Source organism: Streptomyces sp. NPDC050997 (assembly GCF_040660135.1).
Classification (GTDB): Bacteria; Actinomycetota; Actinomycetes; order Streptomycetales; family Streptomycetaceae; genus Streptomyces.
Genome location: NZ_JBFAGK010000004.1, coordinates 386,508 through 405,489, shown reverse-complemented (window position 1 = coordinate 405,489; position 18,982 = coordinate 386,508). Strand labels below are relative to the sequence as shown.

16 protein-coding genes and 1 pseudogene are annotated in these 18,982 nt (G+C 72.1%); 10 read left to right on the top strand and 7 right to left on the bottom strand.

Annotated features, from left to right (window positions below; all coding sequences use genetic code 11):
• Positions 1–7: 7 nt before the first annotated feature.
• A complete protein-coding gene (locus tag AB0H86_RS11800; protein WP_362436060.1) occupies positions 8–622 on the bottom strand; it encodes a hypothetical protein in 615 nt (204 codons plus the stop codon).
• 220 nt (positions 623–842) lie between these two features.
• Here AB0H86_RS11800 and AB0H86_RS11795 point away from each other — a divergent pair, with 220 nt between their 5' ends.
• Both AB0H86_RS11795 and AB0H86_RS11790 read left to right on the top strand, forming a co-directional pair.
• Complete coding sequence (locus AB0H86_RS11795; protein WP_362436058.1) at positions 843–1,628, top strand: ABC transporter ATP-binding protein; 786 nt, start codon at positions 843–845, stop codon at positions 1,626–1,628.
• A 3-nt stretch (positions 1,629–1,631) separates the two neighbouring features.
• Positions 1,632–2,942: an FtsX-like permease family protein gene (locus AB0H86_RS11790; RefSeq protein WP_362436056.1), complete on the top strand. Its 1,311-nt coding sequence runs from the start codon at positions 1,632–1,634 to the stop codon at positions 2,940–2,942.
• An 88-nt stretch (positions 2,943–3,030) separates the two neighbouring features.
• Here AB0H86_RS11790 and AB0H86_RS11785 read toward each other — a convergent pair whose 3' ends face one another.
• Positions 3,031–3,594 (bottom strand): TetR/AcrR family transcriptional regulator, encoded by a 564-nt coding sequence (locus AB0H86_RS11785; RefSeq protein ID WP_362436054.1) that lies wholly within the window; start codon positions 3,592–3,594, stop codon positions 3,031–3,033.
• A 144-nt stretch (positions 3,595–3,738) separates the two neighbouring features.
• Here AB0H86_RS11785 and AB0H86_RS11780 point away from each other — a divergent pair, with 144 nt between their 5' ends.
• Together AB0H86_RS11780 and AB0H86_RS11775 are read left to right on the top strand one after the other, a co-directional pair.
• Positions 3,739–4,596 carry a MoxR family ATPase gene (locus AB0H86_RS11780; RefSeq protein WP_362436474.1) on the top strand — a complete coding sequence of 286 codons (858 nt, stop codon included), beginning with the start codon at positions 3,739–3,741 and terminating at the stop codon, positions 4,594–4,596.
• Entirely contained in the window at positions 4,593–5,951 is a 1,359-nt protein-coding gene (locus AB0H86_RS11775) for a VWA domain-containing protein (protein ID WP_362436052.1), read from the top strand. The genes AB0H86_RS11780 and AB0H86_RS11775 overlap by 4 nt, the downstream gene beginning before the upstream one ends.
• Here AB0H86_RS11775 and AB0H86_RS11770 read toward each other — a convergent pair.
• The 4 genes and pseudogenes from AB0H86_RS11770 to AB0H86_RS11755 form a co-directional block, all read right to left on the bottom strand.
• Positions 5,952–6,645: pseudogene (locus tag AB0H86_RS11770) on the bottom strand (SDR family oxidoreductase).
• Positions 6,646–6,955: 310 nt separating this feature from the next.
• A complete protein-coding gene (locus AB0H86_RS11765) occupies positions 6,956–7,315 on the bottom strand; it encodes a cupin domain-containing protein (protein ID WP_362436050.1) in 360 nt (119 codons plus the stop codon).
• Positions 7,316–7,465: 150 nt separating this feature from the next.
• The gene (locus AB0H86_RS11760) at positions 7,466–8,443 is read right to left on the bottom strand and encodes a threo-3-hydroxy-L-aspartate ammonia-lyase (protein ID WP_362436048.1); all 978 of its coding nucleotides are present in this window, start codon (positions 8,441–8,443) and stop codon (positions 7,466–7,468) included.
• Positions 8,440–9,135, bottom strand: a complete 696-nt coding sequence (locus AB0H86_RS11755) for a PAS domain-containing protein (RefSeq protein ID WP_362436046.1) — start codon at positions 9,133–9,135, stop codon at positions 8,440–8,442. The genes AB0H86_RS11760 and AB0H86_RS11755 overlap by 4 nt, the downstream gene beginning before the upstream one ends.
• Before the next feature lie 271 nt (positions 9,136–9,406).
• On the opposite strand from AB0H86_RS11755, the gene AB0H86_RS11750 reads away from it, so the two are divergent.
• The 6 genes from AB0H86_RS11750 to AB0H86_RS11725 all read left to right on the top strand — a co-directional run bounded on the left by AB0H86_RS11750 (position 9,407) and on the right by AB0H86_RS11725 (position 17,998).
• The gene (locus tag AB0H86_RS11750; protein WP_362436472.1) at positions 9,407–10,696 is read left to right on the top strand and encodes an MFS transporter; all 1,290 of its coding nucleotides are present in this window, start codon (positions 9,407–9,409) and stop codon (positions 10,694–10,696) included.
• A gap of 38 nt (positions 10,697–10,734) precedes the next feature.
• Positions 10,735–12,495, top strand: coding sequence for a beta-galactosidase (locus tag AB0H86_RS11745; RefSeq protein ID WP_362436044.1), 1,761 nt, complete (start codon positions 10,735–10,737; stop codon positions 12,493–12,495).
• Positions 12,495–14,903: a beta-galactosidase gene (locus tag AB0H86_RS11740; RefSeq protein WP_362436042.1), complete on the top strand. Its 2,409-nt coding sequence runs from the start codon at positions 12,495–12,497 to the stop codon at positions 14,901–14,903. Before AB0H86_RS11745 ends, AB0H86_RS11740 begins: the two co-directional genes overlap by 1 nt.
• Positions 14,904–15,037: 134 nt before the next feature.
• Positions 15,038–16,105, top strand: coding sequence for a LacI family DNA-binding transcriptional regulator (locus AB0H86_RS11735; RefSeq protein WP_362436040.1), 1,068 nt, complete (start codon positions 15,038–15,040; stop codon positions 16,103–16,105).
• A 172-nt stretch (positions 16,106–16,277) separates the two neighbouring features.
• Complete coding sequence (locus AB0H86_RS11730) at positions 16,278–17,249, top strand: alpha/beta hydrolase (RefSeq protein ID WP_362436038.1); 972 nt, start codon at positions 16,278–16,280, stop codon at positions 17,247–17,249.
• 32 nt (positions 17,250–17,281) lie between these two features.
• A complete protein-coding gene (locus tag AB0H86_RS11725) occupies positions 17,282–17,998 on the top strand; it encodes an alpha/beta hydrolase (RefSeq protein ID WP_362436036.1) in 717 nt (238 codons plus the stop codon).
• A 166-nt stretch (positions 17,999–18,164) separates the two neighbouring features.
• Here the strand turns inward: AB0H86_RS11725 and AB0H86_RS11720 are convergent, their stop codons facing one another.
• Complete coding sequence (locus tag AB0H86_RS11720; protein ID WP_362436034.1) at positions 18,165–18,875, bottom strand: hypothetical protein; 711 nt, start codon at positions 18,873–18,875, stop codon at positions 18,165–18,167.
• Between the last annotated feature and the right edge of the window lie 107 nt (positions 18,876–18,982).

The following is an 18,982-nucleotide window of genomic DNA, read 5'->3' as shown; positions in this document are numbered from 1 at the left end:
GGGCGTCTCAGTGGCCGGGGACGGGTTCGACGCAGCCGCCCTCCAGGTAGGGTCCGTGCGCCTCGATCGTGTTCCGGTGCGCCGGCGTCAGTGTCCCCGTGACACACACGCCGTCCAGGCCGATGGCGAACCGAACGGTGTCGTCCACGGACTGGATCCGCTCGACCGCGTCGCCGTAGCCGAGGCGGGACAGTTCGGTGTCGACCCGCGCCCTGTCCACGGGGGCCGTTCCGAGGTTCGCCGTCAGTCGTGCGACATGGGCCTCGCCCCGGCAGCCGGCCAGGCCCTCGATGGGCAGGGTCCGCCGGTAGGCGTGGTTGTCGGCGTAGTTCGGGGGCCGGTCCTCCATCGCCTCCGTCGCGGGCGGCGAGGAGGACTCCTCGGCCGTCGGCTGGGGCGTCGTCGTCCCGCAGGCCGTGTCCTCCAGCCGCCGCAACTCGGTGCTGACGCGACGCGTCGGCCGCGGTGACGACGCGGGAGCGGAGGTGCCCGGCGCGCTCGGGGTGGCGGCGGGCCCGGTCGTGCCGCCGTCCACGCGCGTGTCGCCGCATCCGGCGAGGGTGAGGAGGGCCCCGGAGGCCAGGGTCGCCAGGGCTGTGCGACCCACCGTGCTTCTGCGCATCCGCCGAGTCGACCAGGGCGGGACCGGTCGGGGCAATGACGGAAGCCATACCTCCGGTCACAGACGGGTCACGGCGCACGCCGACACCCCGGGCTGCCGGGGTCGCGAGGTGTCACTGAGTACACCCCCCGATACGGGTTCTGCGCCCCATGTGCCCCGCCCCTGGTCTCCGTAGCTTCTTCAGCAGGGCACACGGCGTGCCGGACGGAGAGGGTTGACGATGTTTCGCACAGGCTCGCGACGTACGCACGACACGGAGCCCGCCGCCGAGGCGCTGCGGCTGGTCAAGGTCAGCAAGACCTACGGCACGGACGACAGTGCCGTGACCGCGCTGGACGGAGTCACCCTGTGCCTCGGTCGCGGCACCTTCACCGCGGTGATGGGGCCGTCGGGCTCCGGCAAGTCCACGCTGCTGCAGTGCGCGGCCGGGCTGGACCTCCCCGACAGCGGGATCGTGCGGGTGGACGGCACCGAGCTGACCGGCTCAGGCGAGGCCGAGCTGACGAGGTTCAGGCGCGGCCGGATCGGGTTCGTGTTCCAGCAGTACAACCTGCTGGACACACTGACCGTCGCGCAGAACACGGTGCTGCCCCTCAAGCTCGCCGGGCAGCGCGTGGACCGTCGGCGGACCCGGGAGATCCTGACGGCCGTCGGCCTGGGCGACCGTCTCGGCCACCGGCCCGACCAGTTGTCCGGCGGCCAGCGGCAGCGCGTGGCGATCGCCCGTGCCCTGGTCACCGAACCCCGGGTGATCTTCGCGGACGAGCCGACCGGCGCCCTGGACACACGCAGCGCCCGGGGTGTGCTGAGGCTCCTTCAGGACGCTGTGCGGGTGCACGACCGGACCGTGGTGATGGTGACCCACGATCCGGTCGCCGCGTCCTACGCCGACTCCGTGCTGTTCCTCGCCGACGGCCGGCTGGCCGGGCGGATGGACGACCCGACGCCGGACGCGGTGGCCGAGCGACTGGCACACCTGGGCGACGACACGATGGCGGGGGTGTGAGCGATGTTCATGCTGGCGATGCGGTCGATACGGCGACGGCCCGGACGGTTCCTCGCGACGCTGCTGTCCGCCTTCCTGGGCGCGGCGGTCATCATGATGTTCAACTCGCTGTACGACACGGCCGGACAGGCCGGCGTGGACTCGGTGAGCGCGGAGACGCTGACCACGTCGGCGAGCGTGGTCGGCGGCTACGGCACCCTGCTGGTGTTCTTCGCCGTCGCCTCGACACTGACGGTCAACGTGCGCCAGCGGGCGGCGGAGTTGGAGCTGCTGCGCTGCTCGGGAGCGACCCCGGCGCAGCTCAGGCGGATGGTCGTGGGTGAGGCGGTGGCGGTGGCCCTGCTGGGCGCCGTGCCGGCGATCGGCCCGGCCATGCTCGGCGGACAGGCCCTGCTGGGGATGTTCCAGGACAGCGGGCAGGTCGCGCGGTCGGTCGACCACTCCTTCGGGCCTCTCGCGCTGATGTCGGGCGTCGGCATCACGCTGCTCGCCGCGGTGGGCGCCGCGTTCCTCGCCGTACGGCGGGCGACGCGCGGGCACCGGCGCCGGGGCGGGGCACGGAGGTTCCTCGCGTACGCCGCGCTGCTGGCGGGTGCCATGGGGGCGCTGTCCACCTTCGCGTTCTCGGCGACGGACGCGGCGTTGATGGCGGCGCCGGCGTACGGGGCGATCCTGCTGTCGGTGGGCTTCGCGCTGCTGTCGCCGCGACTGCTGAAGGGTGTGCTGGACCGGCTGCCGCTGACCGGCGCGAGCGGGTGGCTGGCGGTGCGCAATCTGCGCCGACGGGCGGACCACCTCGCCGGGATCCTGATGTCGCTGATCCTGTTCACGGCGGTGGCCACGGCCACCTTGTACATGCAGGCGGTGGAGAGCGATGCCGTCGAGGCCTCGGGCCTGACCAAGTCGGTCGAGGCCAAGAACCTGGAGACGCTGAACCTCACGGTCGTCGGAATCATCGTGGTGTTCGTCTGCGTGATGCTGGTCAACTCCCTGTACGCGGCGACCACTTACCGTGGCCGGGAGTTCGGTCAGCAGCGCCTCGCGGGAGCGACTCCGGGACAGGTACTCAGCACGGTGGGTGTCGAGGGGCTGATCCTGACGGTCATCGGTCTGTTCTTCGGGACGGTGGCCGCGCTGGCCGGGATCATTCCGTTCACCGTCGTCCGTACCGACTCGGTACTGCCCGACCAGGGCCTGGGCATCTGGCTGACGGTCGGCGCGATCGCGGCGGCGGCGACGCTGGGGACCGGTCTGGTCACGGCCCGGCGGGTGCTGCGCACCCCGGCGGTGGAGGCGGTGGGGCTGGCCGCGTGAGCGGGGCAGGACAGGCAACAGGGGCACAGGGGCAGTCACTGCGGTGGCTGCCCTTTCTCCGCTCGCTTCGGTGCTGCCCCTTCTCCGCTCACATGCCCGCCGCGTCCAGCAGCGCCGTCACGGTCTCCGTGGTCAGTCCGTCCAGGCTCTCGACGCGGGCGCCGGCGCGGGCGCTCGCCCCGTCGAAGACCAGCATCAACTGGCGGGCGAGGAACTCGGGGTCACGCGCCCCGCCGAGCTCCGCCTGGACCCGGAACACCGTCTTCAGTGTCTCCTTGGCCTCGCGGGCCACCAGGTTCGCCGGGTGTTCGGGGTCCTTCAGCTCGATCAGCGCGGCCAGATAGGGGCAGCCCCGGTAGTCGGGCTCGGCCGATGCCTTCTCCAGCGCCTCGAAGACGTACAGGACGTTTTCACGCGGCGTACCAGAGTCCTCCGGCGGCGAGAGCCGTGCCGTGTACCCGGGCAGGCGCTGCTCCAGGCTCGCCGCGAGAACCTCGTCCTTGCTCGCGAACAGCTGGTACATCGACCGCTTGGAGACACCAGCGGCACGGCACAGCGCCTCGACGCCGATGGAGACGCCCTCGCGGTAGGAGAGCTCGGCCGCCGCGTCGAGCAACCGGTCCCGCGTGGACGCCTTGTCTGTCGTGGTCATACGCCGAGATTACCTCGCCGGCCGAAGCACGGAAACCGATCGGTATACCGATGAGGCGGGAGACGCCATTCCCGTGACATCATCGGTGAACAAGCGCTTAGATAGTGATACGACCTGGTCCGCGCCCAGCTGGAGGCCCCGTTGCTGTTCACTTCCGTCGACGACGTCTCCACACGCCTGGCCGGGACCGGCTATCTGGCCTCCCCCGCCGTCGCCACCACCGTCTTCCTCGCCGACCGCCTCGGCAAGCCACTCCTCGTCGAAGGCCCCGCCGGTGTCGGCAAGACCGAGCTCGCGAAGGCCGTGGCCCAGGTCGCTCAGGCGCGACTGGTACGTCTGCAGTGCTACGAGGGCGTCGACGAGTCCCGCGCGCTGTACGAGTGGAACCACGCCAAGCAGCTGCTGCGCATCAGCGCGGGCCGCGACGAGAGCTGGGACGAGACCCGCACCGACATCTTCAGCGAGGAGTTCCTGCTCCCCCGCCCGCTGCTGACCGCGATCCGGGGCGACGAGCCGAAGGTGCTGCTGATCGACGAGACCGACAAGGCGGACGTCGAGGTGGAGGGCCTGCTTCTGGAGGTCCTCAGCGACTTCCAGGTGACGGTGCCCGAGCTGGGCACGGTCACCGCGACCCGCCGCCCCTTCGTCGTCCTCACCTCGAACGCGAGCCGCGAACTGTCGGAGGCGCTGCGCCGCCGCTGTCTGTTCCTGCACATCGGCTTCCCCGAGGAGGAACTGGAGCGCAGGATCGTGCGGTTGAAGGTTCCGGGCCTGGACGAAACGCTGGCCGAGTCGGTGGTACGGGTCGTCGGCGCGCTGCGGGCGATGGACCTTCGGAAGGTGCCGTCGGTGGCCGAGACCATCGACTGGGCGCACACCCTCCTCGCGCTCGGTGCCGACACCCTCGACGAGACCGTCGTACGCGACACCCTGGGCGTGCTCCTGAAGCACCAGGACGACATCCTCAAGGCCGGTGCGAAGCTCGATCTGGGCGCCCTGTGACCACGCCGGCCGGTGTCGCGGAGCGGCTGACGTCACTCGTCGGGGCGCTGCGCGCGCACGGCATCCGGGTCGGCACCGGCGAGAGCGTGGACGCGGCGCGGGCGGTGGAGGAGCTGGGCCTGGCCGACCGGGAACTGCTGCGTGAGGGGCTGGCGGCGACCCTGCTGCACGGTGCGGCCCAGCGGCCGGTGTTCGACCCGGTCTTCGACCTGTACTTTCCGCGGGGCGTCGGCGCGCCCGGGACCGAGTCCGCGGACCGGGACGACCTGCGCGAGCGGCTCGCCGCCGCGCTGGCCGCGAACGACCGGGCGCTGCTCGACCGGTTGGCGGCCGAGGCGGTCGACGGGTTCGGCGGCTACGGTTCCTCGCCGGCGTCGGACGGCTGGTCGTCGCACCAGGCGCTGGACCGGCTGCGTCCGCAGACGCTGCTCGCGCGCGTCCGGGAGAGCGTCCGCGCGCAGGACGGCGGTTCGGGGTTCACCGCCCGGCTGCTGGAGGACGAGATCCGGCGGCGCATCGAGGTCTTCCGCCGGATGGTGGCCGCGGAGGCGCGGCGCCGGGTGGCCGAGCGGCGCGGCCGGGACGAGATCGCCCGGCGGGAGGTCGCCCCGACCGCCGACCGGGTCGACTTCCTGTTCGCCGGGAAGGCCCAGCTCGCCGAGTTGCGCAGGACGGTGCAGCCGCTGGCCCGCAAGCTGGCCACAAGGCTGGCGGCACGCCGGCGCAGGACCTCGCGGGGCACGATCGATCTGCGGCGCACCCTGCGCGGGTCGCTGTCCACGGGTGGGGTGCCGATGCGCCCGGTGCTGCGCCGCCGCCGTCCCGCTCGCCCCGAACTGGTGCTCCTGTGCGATGTGTCGGGCTCGGTGTCGGGGTTCTCCGACTTCACGATGCTGCTGGTGCAGGCGCTGCACGACCAGTTCAGCAAGGTGCGGGTGTTCGCCTTCGTCAACCGGATCGACGAGGTGACCGGGCTGCTCGTGCACGGCGCGGCCGACCCGGAGGGGCTCGGCGCCCGGATCCGCTCGCAAGCCGTGCTCACCGGCTGGCACGGCAGCAGCGACTACGGCGTGGCGCTGGGCGAGTTCGCCGAGCGGTACGGCGACACGGTCGGCCCGAGAACGACCGTGCTGATCCTCGGTGACGCCCGCACCAACATGAGCGACCCGAACCTGCCCGCCCTGCGGCGGATCGCCGAACGAGCCCGTCGCATCCACTGGTTGAACCCGGAGGCGGGCGCGCAGTGGGGCACCGGCGATTCCGCCGCACCCGCCTACGCCGAACTGGTCGAGATGCACGAGTGCCGGACCGCCCGGCAGCTCGGCGCCCTGGTCGGGCGCCTGCTGCCGGTCTGACTACGCGGCCAGCTGCGGGTACAGCGCGCCGAGATCGGCGGCCAGCCCCGACTTCACCTGTCGGGTCAGGTCGTCGGCCAGCACCTCGAAGGCACCGGCCTCGATGCCGTCGAGGGCCTGGGCGGCCACGCCCTCGGGAGTCGACTTCGGTGCGTCGATGGCCGCGGTCATGTCCGTGTCGACGTAGCCGACGTGCAGACCGGTGACCTCGATGCCGCGCGGCTTCAGGTCCAGGCGCAGGGAGTTGGTCTGCGACCACAGGGCGGCCTTGGAGGCGCTGTAAGAGCCGGCGAGGCCTAGCCAGGAGAGCACCGAGTGAACGTTCAGGATGTGGCCGCCGCCGTTGCGCTCGATGACCGGGACGAAAGCGCGCGCGACGAGGAGCGGGCCGTAGAAGTTCGTCTCGAACTCTCGGCGGATGTCGTCCACGGACGAGTCGAGGAAGTTCGCGTTCACACTCGCGCCGGCGTTGTTGATCAGCAGGGTGACGTCCTGCGCCTGCGGCCGCGACGGACGCGGGGTCGCTCACCTCCAGAGCCAGCGGTACCGCGTCCTGGTGCGTGACGGTCCGCGGGTCGCGGTCGGTGGCGTAGACCTTCTTCGCGCCGCGCTCGTACAGCGCGGCGACCAGCGCCCGGCCGATGCCGCGGCTGCCGCCGGTCACCAGGGCGACGGAACCTTCGATGGTGGTCATGAGTCTCTCCCGCAGTCGAAAACCGATCGGTTTACCCTCGTGCGACAGGGTAAACCGATCGGTTTCCGCAATGCAAGCGCGACAGAGCGGCGGATCCTCCCGGAGAAGCAAGGCCCATGAAGGCAGTGGTCAGCGACCCGTGTCCGGTGCCGGGGAAATGCGGGTGAGGTGCGGGGGCGGGTGCGGGTGCGTGCGGCCGCAGTCAACGCGCACTACTGGCATCCCACGCGCGGGCGAAGACCGTCGTCATGGGGTGACACGCGCGCCTGCGGGCGGGGACGCTCTCCCGGGTCCCCGCCCGCGGCAGGTCTTACTTGGCCTTCGCGTAATCCGTGGCCATTTCGCCCGCGAAGTCGTACACCACGGCCGGTTCGTCGCCCACGACCCAGGCGTCGTGTCCTGGCGGGCAGACGAAGACGTCGCCGGGGCCCACCTCGCTCTCGGCACCGTCGTCCATACGGATGCGCATACGTCCCTGGACCATGTAGCCGTTGTGGTGCACCTGGCAGCTGTCCGTGCCCGCTATCGGCGCCACGGACTCCGTCCAGCGCCAGCCCGGCTCGAACGTCGCCACGGCGAAGTCGAGGCCCGTGAGGTGGACGGCTTCGAGGTGCCCCCGGGGGAAATCGCGCCGCTCGTCAGCCTTTTCGAGTGTCTTTATCTCCAGCATGACGGCTCTCCCTTCCGGCCGTTGTCCGTACGGCCCGGGCAGGTCTCCGTCTCCCCGCCCACCACGAGCGGAGCCGGCGGGGGCCCGACCCCACCTCTCTATCGTCCGCCCGTCCGTCTGGTACCGCCATCCGGGTGAATGTGCCTGGAGTCAGGCCCCGGCCGCGCACAGCCGCGCGAAACGTTCCGCGTCGATGTTCCCGCCGGAGACGATCACTCCGATCCTGCGCGGGAGCGGACCCGCCCGCCCGGCGAGCAGGGCGGCCAGCGGGGTGGCTCCGCTGGGCTCGACGACGATCTTCAGGCGCTCGAACGCGAACCGCATCGCCTCCCGGATCTCGTCGTCGGACACCAGGGCGATCTCGTCGACGAGCCGCCGGTTGACGGAGAAGGTCAGCTCCCCCGGGGTCTCCGCGGCCTGGCCGTCGGCGATGGTGCGGGGCACCGGGATGGTGACCCGACGGCCCGCCTCCAGTGACCGCCGGGTGTCGTCCCCCGCCTCCGGTTCCACGCCGATCACTCGGATACCGGCGTCCAGACCCTTGGCCGCGGTGGCACTGCCGGCGATCAGTCCGCCGCCGCCTACCGGTGTCATCAGCGCACCCAACTCCCCTATCTCTTCGAGGAGTTCCAGTGCCGCGGTGCCCTGGCCCGCTATGACGTGCGGGTGTTCGTAGGGCGGGATGAGGGCGAGATTCCGCTCGGCGGCCAGGGCCTCGCCGATGGCCACGCGGTCGCCTGTGTAGCGGTCGTACGTCACGATCTCGGCGCCGTAGCCGGCGGTGGCCGCCCGCTTGGAAGCCGGGGTGTCCTCCGGCATGACGATCACCGCGGTGGTGCCGAGTTCACGGGCGGCCAGGGCGACGGCCTGGGCGTGGTTGCCGGAGGAGTAGGCGGCGATGCCCCTGGCCAGCTGCTCCGGGGTGAGCCGGGAGGCCGCGTTGTAGGCGCCGCGGAACTTGAAGGCGCCCACGCGCTGGAAGTTCTCGCACTTGAGGAAGACCTCGGCGCCGACCAGTTCGTCGAGGGTGCGCGAGCGCAGGACGGGGGTGCGGTGGGCGACGCCCTTGAGTCGGGCGGCCGCGTCACGGATGTCGTCGAGGGTGATCGGCGGAGTGGTAGTCGTCACGCGTGTCCTCCATGGGAATCGGATGCCGCGTCGGTCGCGGCCCGGGCCTGAGAGAGGTAGCTGTACGCGGAGGCGCGGGAGATGCCGAGCCGGGCGGCGACCTGTTCGACCGCGCGCCGCACGGCGAACACTCCGCGGCCGTCGAGACCGCGGAACAGCTCCAGGCGCTCCGCACGGTCCAGTACCGCCCAGGGGCGGTTCTGGTGGAGCTGATGGGCGTCGAGTATCACGTCGACGACGGAGTCGATGTCGTTGCCGAACGCGGTCACCGGCAGTTCGTCCGGCTCCCGGCCGATCCCGGCCAGTGCGCCGAGGAGACTGTGGGCCTCGGTGATGGCGGAGACGTCGAGGTTGACACAGACCGCGCCGAACACCGCGCCCGTCGAGTCCCGCAGCACCATCGTGGAGGACTTGACGATCTGTCCGGTGCCGGTGCGGGTGCGGTAGTTCAGCTCGTCGGCCGCCTCGTCGCCGCGCGCGACCATCCGCATGCCGATCTCGCTCATCGCACCGCCCACCGCACGCCCCGTCACCGAACCGGCGAGGGCGACCACCGATCCCTCCGGGCGCCGGTAGTCATGAAGGACCACCTCGCACATCGGCCCGAAGGTCGCCACAAGCCCGTCCGCGACCGGCTTCAGCGCGGCCAGGATCGCGTCCCGCTCGGCTTCCAGGCCCTCTTCGATCGACATCACGCCCCCTCTCTCGACCAGAAATCCAGACTACACGTCCAAGCCTTGGACTGAAAGTCCAATCCGCCCTCGACTTTCTCCCCGCGCGCCCGCTGTTCACGGCTTCCCGGGATCTTGACGGCGCGGATGTTACCGGTAACATCACTGAGTCGGAGTAGACGAGAGGTGTGCCGTGCCGGGGGAAGAACACGTCGTCGAGAACAACAAGCAGGTGTCCTCCACAAAGGCCACCGAGGCCAGAGAGACCACCGAGACCCGGCCGAACACCCCGATCTTCAGTCCCGCCGCCGTGGTGGCGTCCTGCGCGGGCTTCGTCCTCATCGGCGCCCTCCAGGCCCTCTACGGACCGGCCATCCCGGCGTTCCGCGAGGAGTTCGGCCTCACTCCCACGGCCGCCGGCCTGGGGCTGAGTGCCCACTTCGTCGGCGGGGTGGCCGGTGTGCTGCTGTTCGACCGGCTCTACGGCCGGTTCGGCAACCGGCAGATCCTCGGCGCCTCGTACCTCCTCATGGCGGTCGGCGCGGCGGGCTTCGCGCTGGCGCCGAACTGGCCGGTCGCACTGGCCGCGGCCCTGTTCGCCGGGCTCGGCTTCGGCGGCATCGACTACGGCCTCAACCAACTGTTCGCGATCGGCTTCGGCCACCGTTCGACCGCGATGCTGAACATCCTCAACGCGCACTTCGGCGTCGGCGCGATCCTCGGTCCCGCGCTCGTCGGCGCGGTCGGCTCCGCGCACTATCCGGCGGTCTTCCTCGGCTTCGCCCTCGCCAACCTGCCACTGCTGCTCTGCCTGAAGGGTGTCCGCGACCGGGTACCGCGGCCGGCCGGTGTCCCGGAGTCCGGCGGGGCGCGGGTCCTCGGCCGCAGCCTGGGTTCCGTGCTGGCCGTGTTCGTCGCGCTCTACGTCCTGCACGTGGGCGTCGAGGCGGGCGTCGGCGGCTGGGAGCCCACCCATCTGGAGACCGTCGGGTACGGCGCCGGGGTCGCCGCGACCGCCACCTCCGTGTACTGGCTGATGCTGACCGTCGGCCGGTTCCTGGTCGCTCCGATCGCGCTGCGTTTCTCGGCGCAGACCATCATCACCGTCTCGTGCGCGTGCATGACGGTCTGTCTGCTGCTGGCGTCGGTCCCGGCCCTCGCGCCGTACGCCTACGCCGGTGTCGGTCTGTTCATGGCTCCGATCTTCCCCACCGGCCTGCCCTGGCTGCACCGGGCGGCCCCCAGTGCCCGCCGGGCCGGTGCCCTCGTCATCGCCGCGTGCATGGTCGGCGGGGTCGCCGCGGGCCCGGCGCTCGGCGCGGCCATCGAGGCGTCCGGCGTCCGCGCGGTCCCGCTCCTGCTGTGCGGGATCTCGGCGCTGTGCCTGGCCGCGACACTCTGGCTGATCCGCGCCACCCGCCCCACCGACACCCCTCGCACTACTGACCCCTCCGGCGCCTCCCGAACGCCCAGCGCCTCCCGCACGCCCAGCGCCCCAGACACCCCGGGTCCTCCCAGCACCTCCGACACCCCCTGCACTCCCGGTACCCCCGGCACTGCCCGCACCCCCGGCAACCGCTGAACCGGTCCTGTCGCACCGACCCGAAGGGAAGCCCCCGCATGCCCGCTCTGTCCACGTCGTCCGACGGTTTCCTCCTGAACGGCGAGCCGTTCCGGATCATCTCCGGAGCTCTGCACTACTTCCGCGTCCACCCCGACCAGTGGACCGACCGGCTGCGCAAGGCACGGCTGATGGGGCTCAACACCGTCGAGACGTACCTGCCGTGGAACCTCCACGAACCGGAACTCGGCACGCTCGTCCTCGACGGTCTGCTCGACCTGCCCCGCTTCCTGCGGCTGGCGCAGGCGGAGGGCCTGCACGTGCTGCTGCGCCCCGGCCCGTACATCTGCGCCGAGTGGGACGACGGCGGGCTGCCCGCGTGGCTGATCTCGGACCCCGATATCCGGCTGCGCACCAGCGATCCGCGGTTCACCGACGCCCTCGACCGCTACCTGGACCAGCTCCTGCCCCCGCTGCGGCCGTATCTCGCCGCGAACGGCGGGCCGGTGATCGCCGTACAGGTGGAGAACGAGTACGGGGCGTACGGCGACGACACCGCGTACCTCAAGCACGTCGAACAGGCACTGCGTTCCCGGGGAGTCGACGAACTGCTGTTCACCTGCGACCAGGCCAACGCCAAGCACCTGGCCGCCGGCAGCCTGCCCGGCACGCTCAGCGCCGGCACCTTCGGCGGCCGTGTCGACGAGCACCTGGCCGCGCTGCGCGCGCATCAGCCCGAAGGTCCGTTGATGTGCGCGGAGTTCTGGATCGGCTGGTTCGACCACTGGGGCGGCCCGCACCATGTGCGGTCGGCCGAGGAGGCCGCGGCGAACCTGGACCTGCTGCTGTCCGCCGGCGCCTCGGTCAACATCTACATGTTCCACGGCGGCACCAACTTCGGCTTCACCAACGGCGCCAACCACCACCACACCTACGCGCCCACCGTCACGTCGTACGACTACGACGCCCCGCTCACCGAGAGCGGCGACCCCGGCCCCAAGTACCACGCCTTCCGCGAGGTCATCGCCCGGCACGCGGCGGTCCCCGACGAACCGGCCCCCGCCCCCGGCCCCAAACTCCCGCCGGTCACCGTCGACCTGGACCACCGGGTGCCGCTGCTGCCGTACGCCCGGACGCTGGAGGGGGTCGTGCGCGCGCAGGACCCGGTCACGATGAACGAACTCGGCGTGCACGGCGGCCATGTGCTGTACCGCACCACCGTTCCCGCCGCGGGAGACGGGCTGTTGCACTTCGAGGGCGGGGTCGGCGACCGCGCGCAGGTCTTCGTGGACGGCGCCGCCGTCGGCGTACTGGAGCGCGAACGCCGCGACGAGACGCTGCCCGTGCGGGTGCCGCATGCCGGTGCCGTGCTGGAGGTTCTGGTGGAGAACCAGGGCGGGGTCAACTACGGGCCGCGCATCGGCGCGCCCAAGGGCCTGCTCGGTCCGGTGTCCTTCCAGGGTGTCGCGCTGCACGGCTGGGAGTGCCGGCCGGTGCCCCTGGGCGACCTGGACGCGCTGCCGTTCGCACCGTCCGCCGCGGTCACGGACGCCGTGCCCGCCTTCCACCGGGGCACGTTCGCGGTGGACGTCCCGGCCGACACGTTCCTCGCGCTGCCGGGCTGGACCAAGGGCCAGGCGTGGGTCAACGGCTTCCACCTCGGCCGTTACTGGAACCGGGGTCCGCAGCACACCCTGTACGTCCCCGGCCCGGTGCTGCGTCCCGGCGCCAACGAACTCGTCCTGCTGGAGCTGCACGCCACCACCGGCACCCGCGCCCAGCTCACCGACACCCCCGATCTCGGACCGGTGGGCGAGTGATGCCCCGCCCCCACCGCCTGCGCGTCCCCGCCCCCGCCGGTCCGCCGCTGACCGGTCATCTGCCCTTCGCCGACGCCCCCGGCGTGCCCGATCCGATCGAGGTCAACAGCCGTTGGCTCACGCGCGGCGGGCGCCCCTGGTTCCCGGTCTCGGGCGAGTTCCACTACTCCCGCTACCCGGCCGCCGAGTGGGAGGAGGAACTGCTGAAGATGAAGGCGGGCGGGGTCACCGCCGTCGCCGGCTACATCATCTGGATCCACCACGAGGAGATCGAGGGAGGGGTCCGCTTCGACGGCGACCGCGACCTCAGGCGTTTCGCCGAGCTGTGCGCACGGCACGGCCTGGACTTCGTCCCGCGCATCGGCCCCTGGTCCCACGCGGAGGTCCGCAACGGCGGCCTGCCCGACTGGCTGCTGGCCCGCGACTGCGTCCCGCGCACCGACGACCCCGCCTATCTGGAGCCGGTGCGCGGCTGGTTCGCCGCCGTCGCCGAGCAGTTGCGGGGCCTTGACCGGGCGCACGGTGGCCCGATCGTGGCGATCCAGATCGAGAACGAGCTCTACGACCAGCCCGGCCACCTGCTCACCCTCAAGCGGATGGCCCAGGAGGCCGGACTGAGTGCCCCGCTGTGGACGTCGACCGCCTGGGGCGGGGTCCGCCTGCCGCCCGACGAACTGCTTCCGCTGTACGGCGGCTACACCGAGACGTTCTGGACCGAGGCGGACGGCGGCTGGCCCGACACCTGCCGCAAGCACTTCTTCTTCACCCACCAGCGCGACGACGAGGGCATCGGCGCCGATCTCAGACCCACCACCGTGCGGGGCGGCGAGCCGGACGCGTTCGCGGACCGATTCCCTTGGGCCACCTGCGAGTTGGGCGGCGGCATGGCGGTGTCGTACCACCGCAGGCCGCGCGTCGACGCCGACGACATCGGCGCGCTCGGCCTCACCAAGATCGGCTGCGGATCGATCTGGCAGGGCTTCTACATGTTCCACGGCGGCACCAATCCCGCCGGTGAGCTCACCTCTCTGCAGGAGTCCCACGCCACCGACTATCCCAACGACCTGCCCGTTCTGACGTACGACTTCCAGGCGCCGCTCGGCGAGTACGGCCAGTACCGGCGGACGTACCACGAACTGCGGCTGCAGAACCTGATGTTGGCGGACTTCGGGCATCGCGTCGCGCCGATGGAGTCCGTGCTGCCCGAGCTGCGGCCCGCGGGCCAGGGCGACCGGGAGACCCTGCGCTGGGCGGTGCGCGGCGACGGCGGTTCGGGCTTCCTGTTCGTCAACAACCATCAGCCCCACGAGCCGCTGCCGGACCATCCGGACACCTCGTTCACGGTCGAATTCCCCGATGTAGCCGGGGAGTTGACGCTGCCGAGCAGCCCCGTCACCGTCCCGACGGGCGCCTACTTCTGCTGGCCGTTGCGGCTCGACGTCGCGGGGCTGCGGCTGGAGTGGGCCACCGCGCAGCCCGTGTGCCTGCTCGAATTGGACGGCCGTACGGTCCTGGTGCTGGCCGCCGTCGACGGCATGGCTCCCGAACTCGCCCTGGACGCGGCCACGGTGACGTCTCTCAGCACACCGTCCGGGGACACCACCCACGTCGCCGACCGGCTGCTGGTGACCGGGCTGCGGCCGGGTACCGACGCCCTGGTCGAGGTGGAGACCGTGGCCGGCGAGCGGGTCGGCCTGCTCGTCCTGGACGCGGCGACGGCACGCACCGCCTACCGGGGCCGGGCGTGGGGTGCCGAGCGGCTGGTGCTGAGCGAGGCGGGCGTCGTCTTCGACCGGGAAGAGGTACGGCTGCACGGCTCGGCCCCCGATGTCTCGTTCGCGGTGCTGCCCGCTCCGCCGCGGGCTCCGGTGGTGGACGGGGCGGCGGTGACGCAGTCGGCGGACGGCGTGTTCACGCGGTACTCGGCGCGCGCCGAGGCGGGGGCCGGGGCGAGGGCCGGGGCGAGGGCCGGGGACGCTGACGCTCGGGTCGTGCTGCTGCGGCCTGCGGGGCCGGCGCCGGAGCCGACGACGGGCGTCCAGGGCCGGGCGAGCGCGCCCGCGGAGAAGCACTTCGACAGCGTGGCCGCCGAGTACCGGATCGACGTCCCGGACGGCCTGCCGCCGGGGACGCTGCTGCGGCTGCACTGGACCGGTGACGTGGGACGGGCGTACGTCGGGGAGACGCTGGTCGCGGACCAGTTCTTCTCCGGGCGGGTCTGGGACATCGGCCTGGACCGGCTGCCCGGCGAGACCCTGCGGTCGGAGGGCCTGCGGCTGCGGGTGCTGCCGTCGCACGCGGACGCGGCGGTGTACGTGCCGCGGGAGGCGGGCGACCGGGGACGTACGGCGGCGGTGACCCGCGCCGAGTGGGTCACGGCCCGTACCTGGACGCTACGGCCCGGCTGAGCCTCCCGCCCGGGCGTGGTTCCGGGGGCCCGGCGCCCCGAGTCCCCGGAACCGTCCCGTCGTACGCCCCGCCTATGCTGTGGGCCTGCCGGGCCAGACAGAACCCCCGCACCGACGTCGAGGAAACCGCCACCATGACCCGAAGCGCCGCCGACGGAGCCGTTCCGAAGTGGCGCAGCAGACGGAACTTCGCGGGGTCGCGCCCCGTGATGGACGACGTGGCCCGGCTGGCCGGTGTCTCCAAGCAGACCGTCTCCCGCGTGCTCAACGACCATCCGTCCGTCCGCGCCGAGACGCGCCAGGCGGTACTGGAGGCCATGCGCACGCTCGGCTACCGCCCCAGCCGCAGTGCCAGGTCGCTGGCCAGCGGCCGGACCCGGATGCTCGGTGTGATCTCCTTCGACGCGGCCCGTTACGGGCCCGCGTCGATCCTCACGGCGATCAACACGGCGGCGCAGGACGCCGGCTACCTGGTGAGTTCCATCGCGCTCGACACCGCCGACCACGACACGGTCGTGGAGGCGGTGGACCGGCTCTCGGCCGAGGGGGCGGACGGGGTGATCGCCATCGCGCCGCAGCTGTGGGTGGGGCGGGCGCTGGCCGACACCCACCTGGACATTCCGCTGGTGGTCCTGGAGAACGGCCTCGACACCGAGACCCCGCTGGTCACGGGCGACTCACGGGCCGGGGCCCGGAAGGCCACCGAGCATCTGCTGCGGCTCGGGCACGCCACGGTCTGGCACATCGCGGGTCCGACCGGCTGGACCTCCGCCGACCATCGGCTGGCCAGCTGGCGGTCGACGCTGGAGGACGCCGGGGCGAGGATCCCCGAACCCCTGGTGGGTGACTGGAGCGCCGACTCGGGGTACGAGCTCGGCCGCCGACTGGCCGCGCGCACGGACGTGACGGCGGTGTTCGTGTCCAACGACCAGATGGCACTGGGTCTCCTGCACGCCCTCCACGAGGCCGGACGTTCCGTTCCCGGCGAGGTCAGCGTCGTCGGCTACGACGACATCCCGGAAGCCGCACACCTCCTGCCGCCCCTGACCACGGTCCGCACGGATTTCGCGGAGATCGGCACCCGCTCCCTGCGTCTCCTCCTGAACCGCATCGACGGCTCCACCGAACCGCCCCGCCCCGAGTCCCTGGTGCCGGTCGACCTGGTGATCCGCGCCAGCAGCGGGCCCGCGCCGGGACGCTGACCGCGAGGCCTCCCGTTCCCTGCGCTGTGAGGCCAGTACCGGTGCGCTGACAGTCGTGCGCCCCCGCGCTCACAGGCTTAGCGTGGAGATCGGCGGCCCCGCAGATTCCGTGTCTGCCCGAAGCCGCCCCGCCGGAGAGACCGGCGCATCGCACGAAACGCAGGAGACACTCATGTCCGACGTCGCTGAGCCGGTTCAGCCGGTCCTGGAGCCGGCGGCGGCCGCGTTCGCCGCGGCGACCGCCAACCCGCCCTATCTCTTCGACCTGCCGCCCGCGGAGGGCCGCAAGGCGGTCGACGAGGTGCAGTCCGGCGACATCGAGAAGCCGGCCGTCGACGAGGAGTGGATCACCGTGCCCGGTGGCCCGACGGGCACGGTGCGGGCTCGGCTCGTCAGGCCGGCCGGCGCCACCGGGACCCTGCCGGTGATCCTCTACATCCACGGCGCGGGCTGGGTGTTCGGCAACGCGCACACCCATGACCGCCTGGTGCGGGAACTCGCCGTGGGCGCGAACGCCGCCGTCGTCTTCCCGGAGTACGACCTCTCGCCCGAGGCCCGCTACCCGGTCGCCATCGAGCAGAACTACACGGTCGCGCGCTGGATCGTGGAGCAGGGCGCGTCCAAGGGCCTGGACGCCTCCCGGCTGGCGGTCGCCGGTGACTCCGTCGGCGGCAACATGGCCGCCGCGCTCACGCTGATGGCCAAGCAGCGCGGTGACGTGCCCCTGGTCCAGCAGGTCCTCTTCTACCCGGTCACCGACGCGAACTTCGACACCGGTTCCTACCACCAGTTCGCCACCGGCTACTTCCTGCGTCGCGACGGCATGCAGTGGTTCTGGGACCAGTACACGACCGACGAGGCCGAGCGCGCGCAGATCACCGCGTCGCCGCTGCGCGCCGACACCGAGCAGCTGACCGGTCTGCCGCCCGCTCTGGTCATCACCGGTGAGGCCGACGTGCTGCGCGACGAGGGCGAGGCCTACGCCAACAAGCTGCGTGAGGCCGGGGTCCCGGTGACCGCGGTGCGCTTCCAGGGCGTCATCCACGACTTCGTGATGCTCAACGCCCTGCGCGAGACCCATGCCGCCGAGGCCGCGATCACGCTGGCCGTCGGCACCCTGCGCGGCGCGCTGCACGGCAACTGAGACATCCAGAAGGCCAGGAGGAGAGCTTTTCCATGTCCACCACCCCCACCGCCCTGCTCGTGCACGGCGCCTTCGCGGACGCCGGCAGCTGGTCCGGCGTCATCGCTGAGCTGCAGAACCACGGTATCCCCGTGGTGGCGCCGCCCAACCCGCTGCGCGGTCTCGCCTCGGACGCCGCGTACGTCGCCTCCGTGGCCGCCCAGATCGACGGTCCCGTCGTGCTGGTCGGCCATTCCTACGGCGGTGCGCTCATCACCGTGGCCGGCACCACGGAGAATGTCGTCGGTCTCGTCTACGTCGCGGCCTACGTGCTCGAGGAGGGCGAGAGCCTCGGTGAGTTGCAGGGCCGCTTCCCGCTCTCGCCGCTCGTCGAGAACCTGAAGCAGTGGACGTACCCGGTCGAGGGCGCTGAGCCCGCGGTCGAGGTCACCATCAAGGCCGAGGAGTTTCCGGCGATCTTCGCCGCGGATGTTCCGGCCCCCGTCACCAAGGTGCTGGCCGCGGCCCAACGCCCGCTCGCCGTCGCGGCGTTCGAGGAGACCGCCGCGGCCGCCGCGTGGCGGACCAAGCCGTCCTGGGCCCTGGTGGCCGCCGCCGACCAGGCGATCAACCCCGAGGTGGAGCGCTTCGGCGCCAAGCGGGCCGGGGCCACGATCGTCGAGTTGGAGGGCGCCTCGCACGCCGTGGCGGTGTCCCGGCCGAAGGAGGTCGCCGACCTGATCCGCGACGCGGTGCGGGCGACTGGCTGACAGCTGACGCGGGGGCGGGCGGCGCGGACGGATGCCCATGCGGTGTCCGTCCGCGCCGCCCGCTGTCGCGGGGCGTGGCGTGGCGTGGCGTGGCGTGGCGTGTCACGGTTGTTCCTGGCGTGGCGCGGTCACCGCGACGACCGGCGTGCCCCTCTGGCCGGCCCGGTCACCCGTGCAGCCAGATCCGCAGCGGGCCGACCGGCTCGAAGCCCTGTCGGACGGCTGCCGTCAGGTCGTCGCCGTGCTCGTAGCCGACCACAGGCAGGGTGGGGAAGAGCCGGTGCACCGCACCGAGGACGACCGGCCAGGCCAGGTCGGGGCCGCCGTCACGGGCGAAGACGTTGGAGACGCCGACCACGTCGTCACCGCGGCTCGCCACCGCTCCGGTGACGATCCGGCCGTCGGCGGAGTGTCCGGCGAGGACGAACGTGTCGGGGTCGTCGAGGAGTTCCGGGCGGAAGAGGTCCGCGGCACCGCCCTCGTCGTCCCAGGCGAGCGCCCACGCGCGCAGCGCGTCCCGGTCCTTCGCCACGTCCCAGCCGAGATCCGGCGCGAGTGAGGGCGCGCCCGCCGGACGGTGGATCCACCGCGCGTCGAACAGGACCCGATAACCGGCCTCGGTCAGGTCGAGGTCGGCGAAGCTGTCCTTCACCGAGGCGCCGGGAGTGGTGGTGTCGATCCGGGCGGCGAGCGCGTCCGGGTCGGCGCCCGGCACCAGCGTCACCGCGTCGGGGTAGTACGGCGGTGTGCGGGCGGCCGCGGCCCAGGCCTGCGCCTCGAACCCGCCCGCCACCCCGTGCGATCGGCTCATCGCCGCACACCACTCGGCGTTGTTGCGGGCGGCGGCCCGGACCAGGAACTGCTTCGACGTCGTCACGAGTGCGGATCATGGCCGGTGACAGGCAGGTTGGTCGAACCCTTATCCAGCAGCTCGGTCAGGCCGCGGTGCGGCGAGCAACTAGTTTGGATCTCTCGCCCGCACCC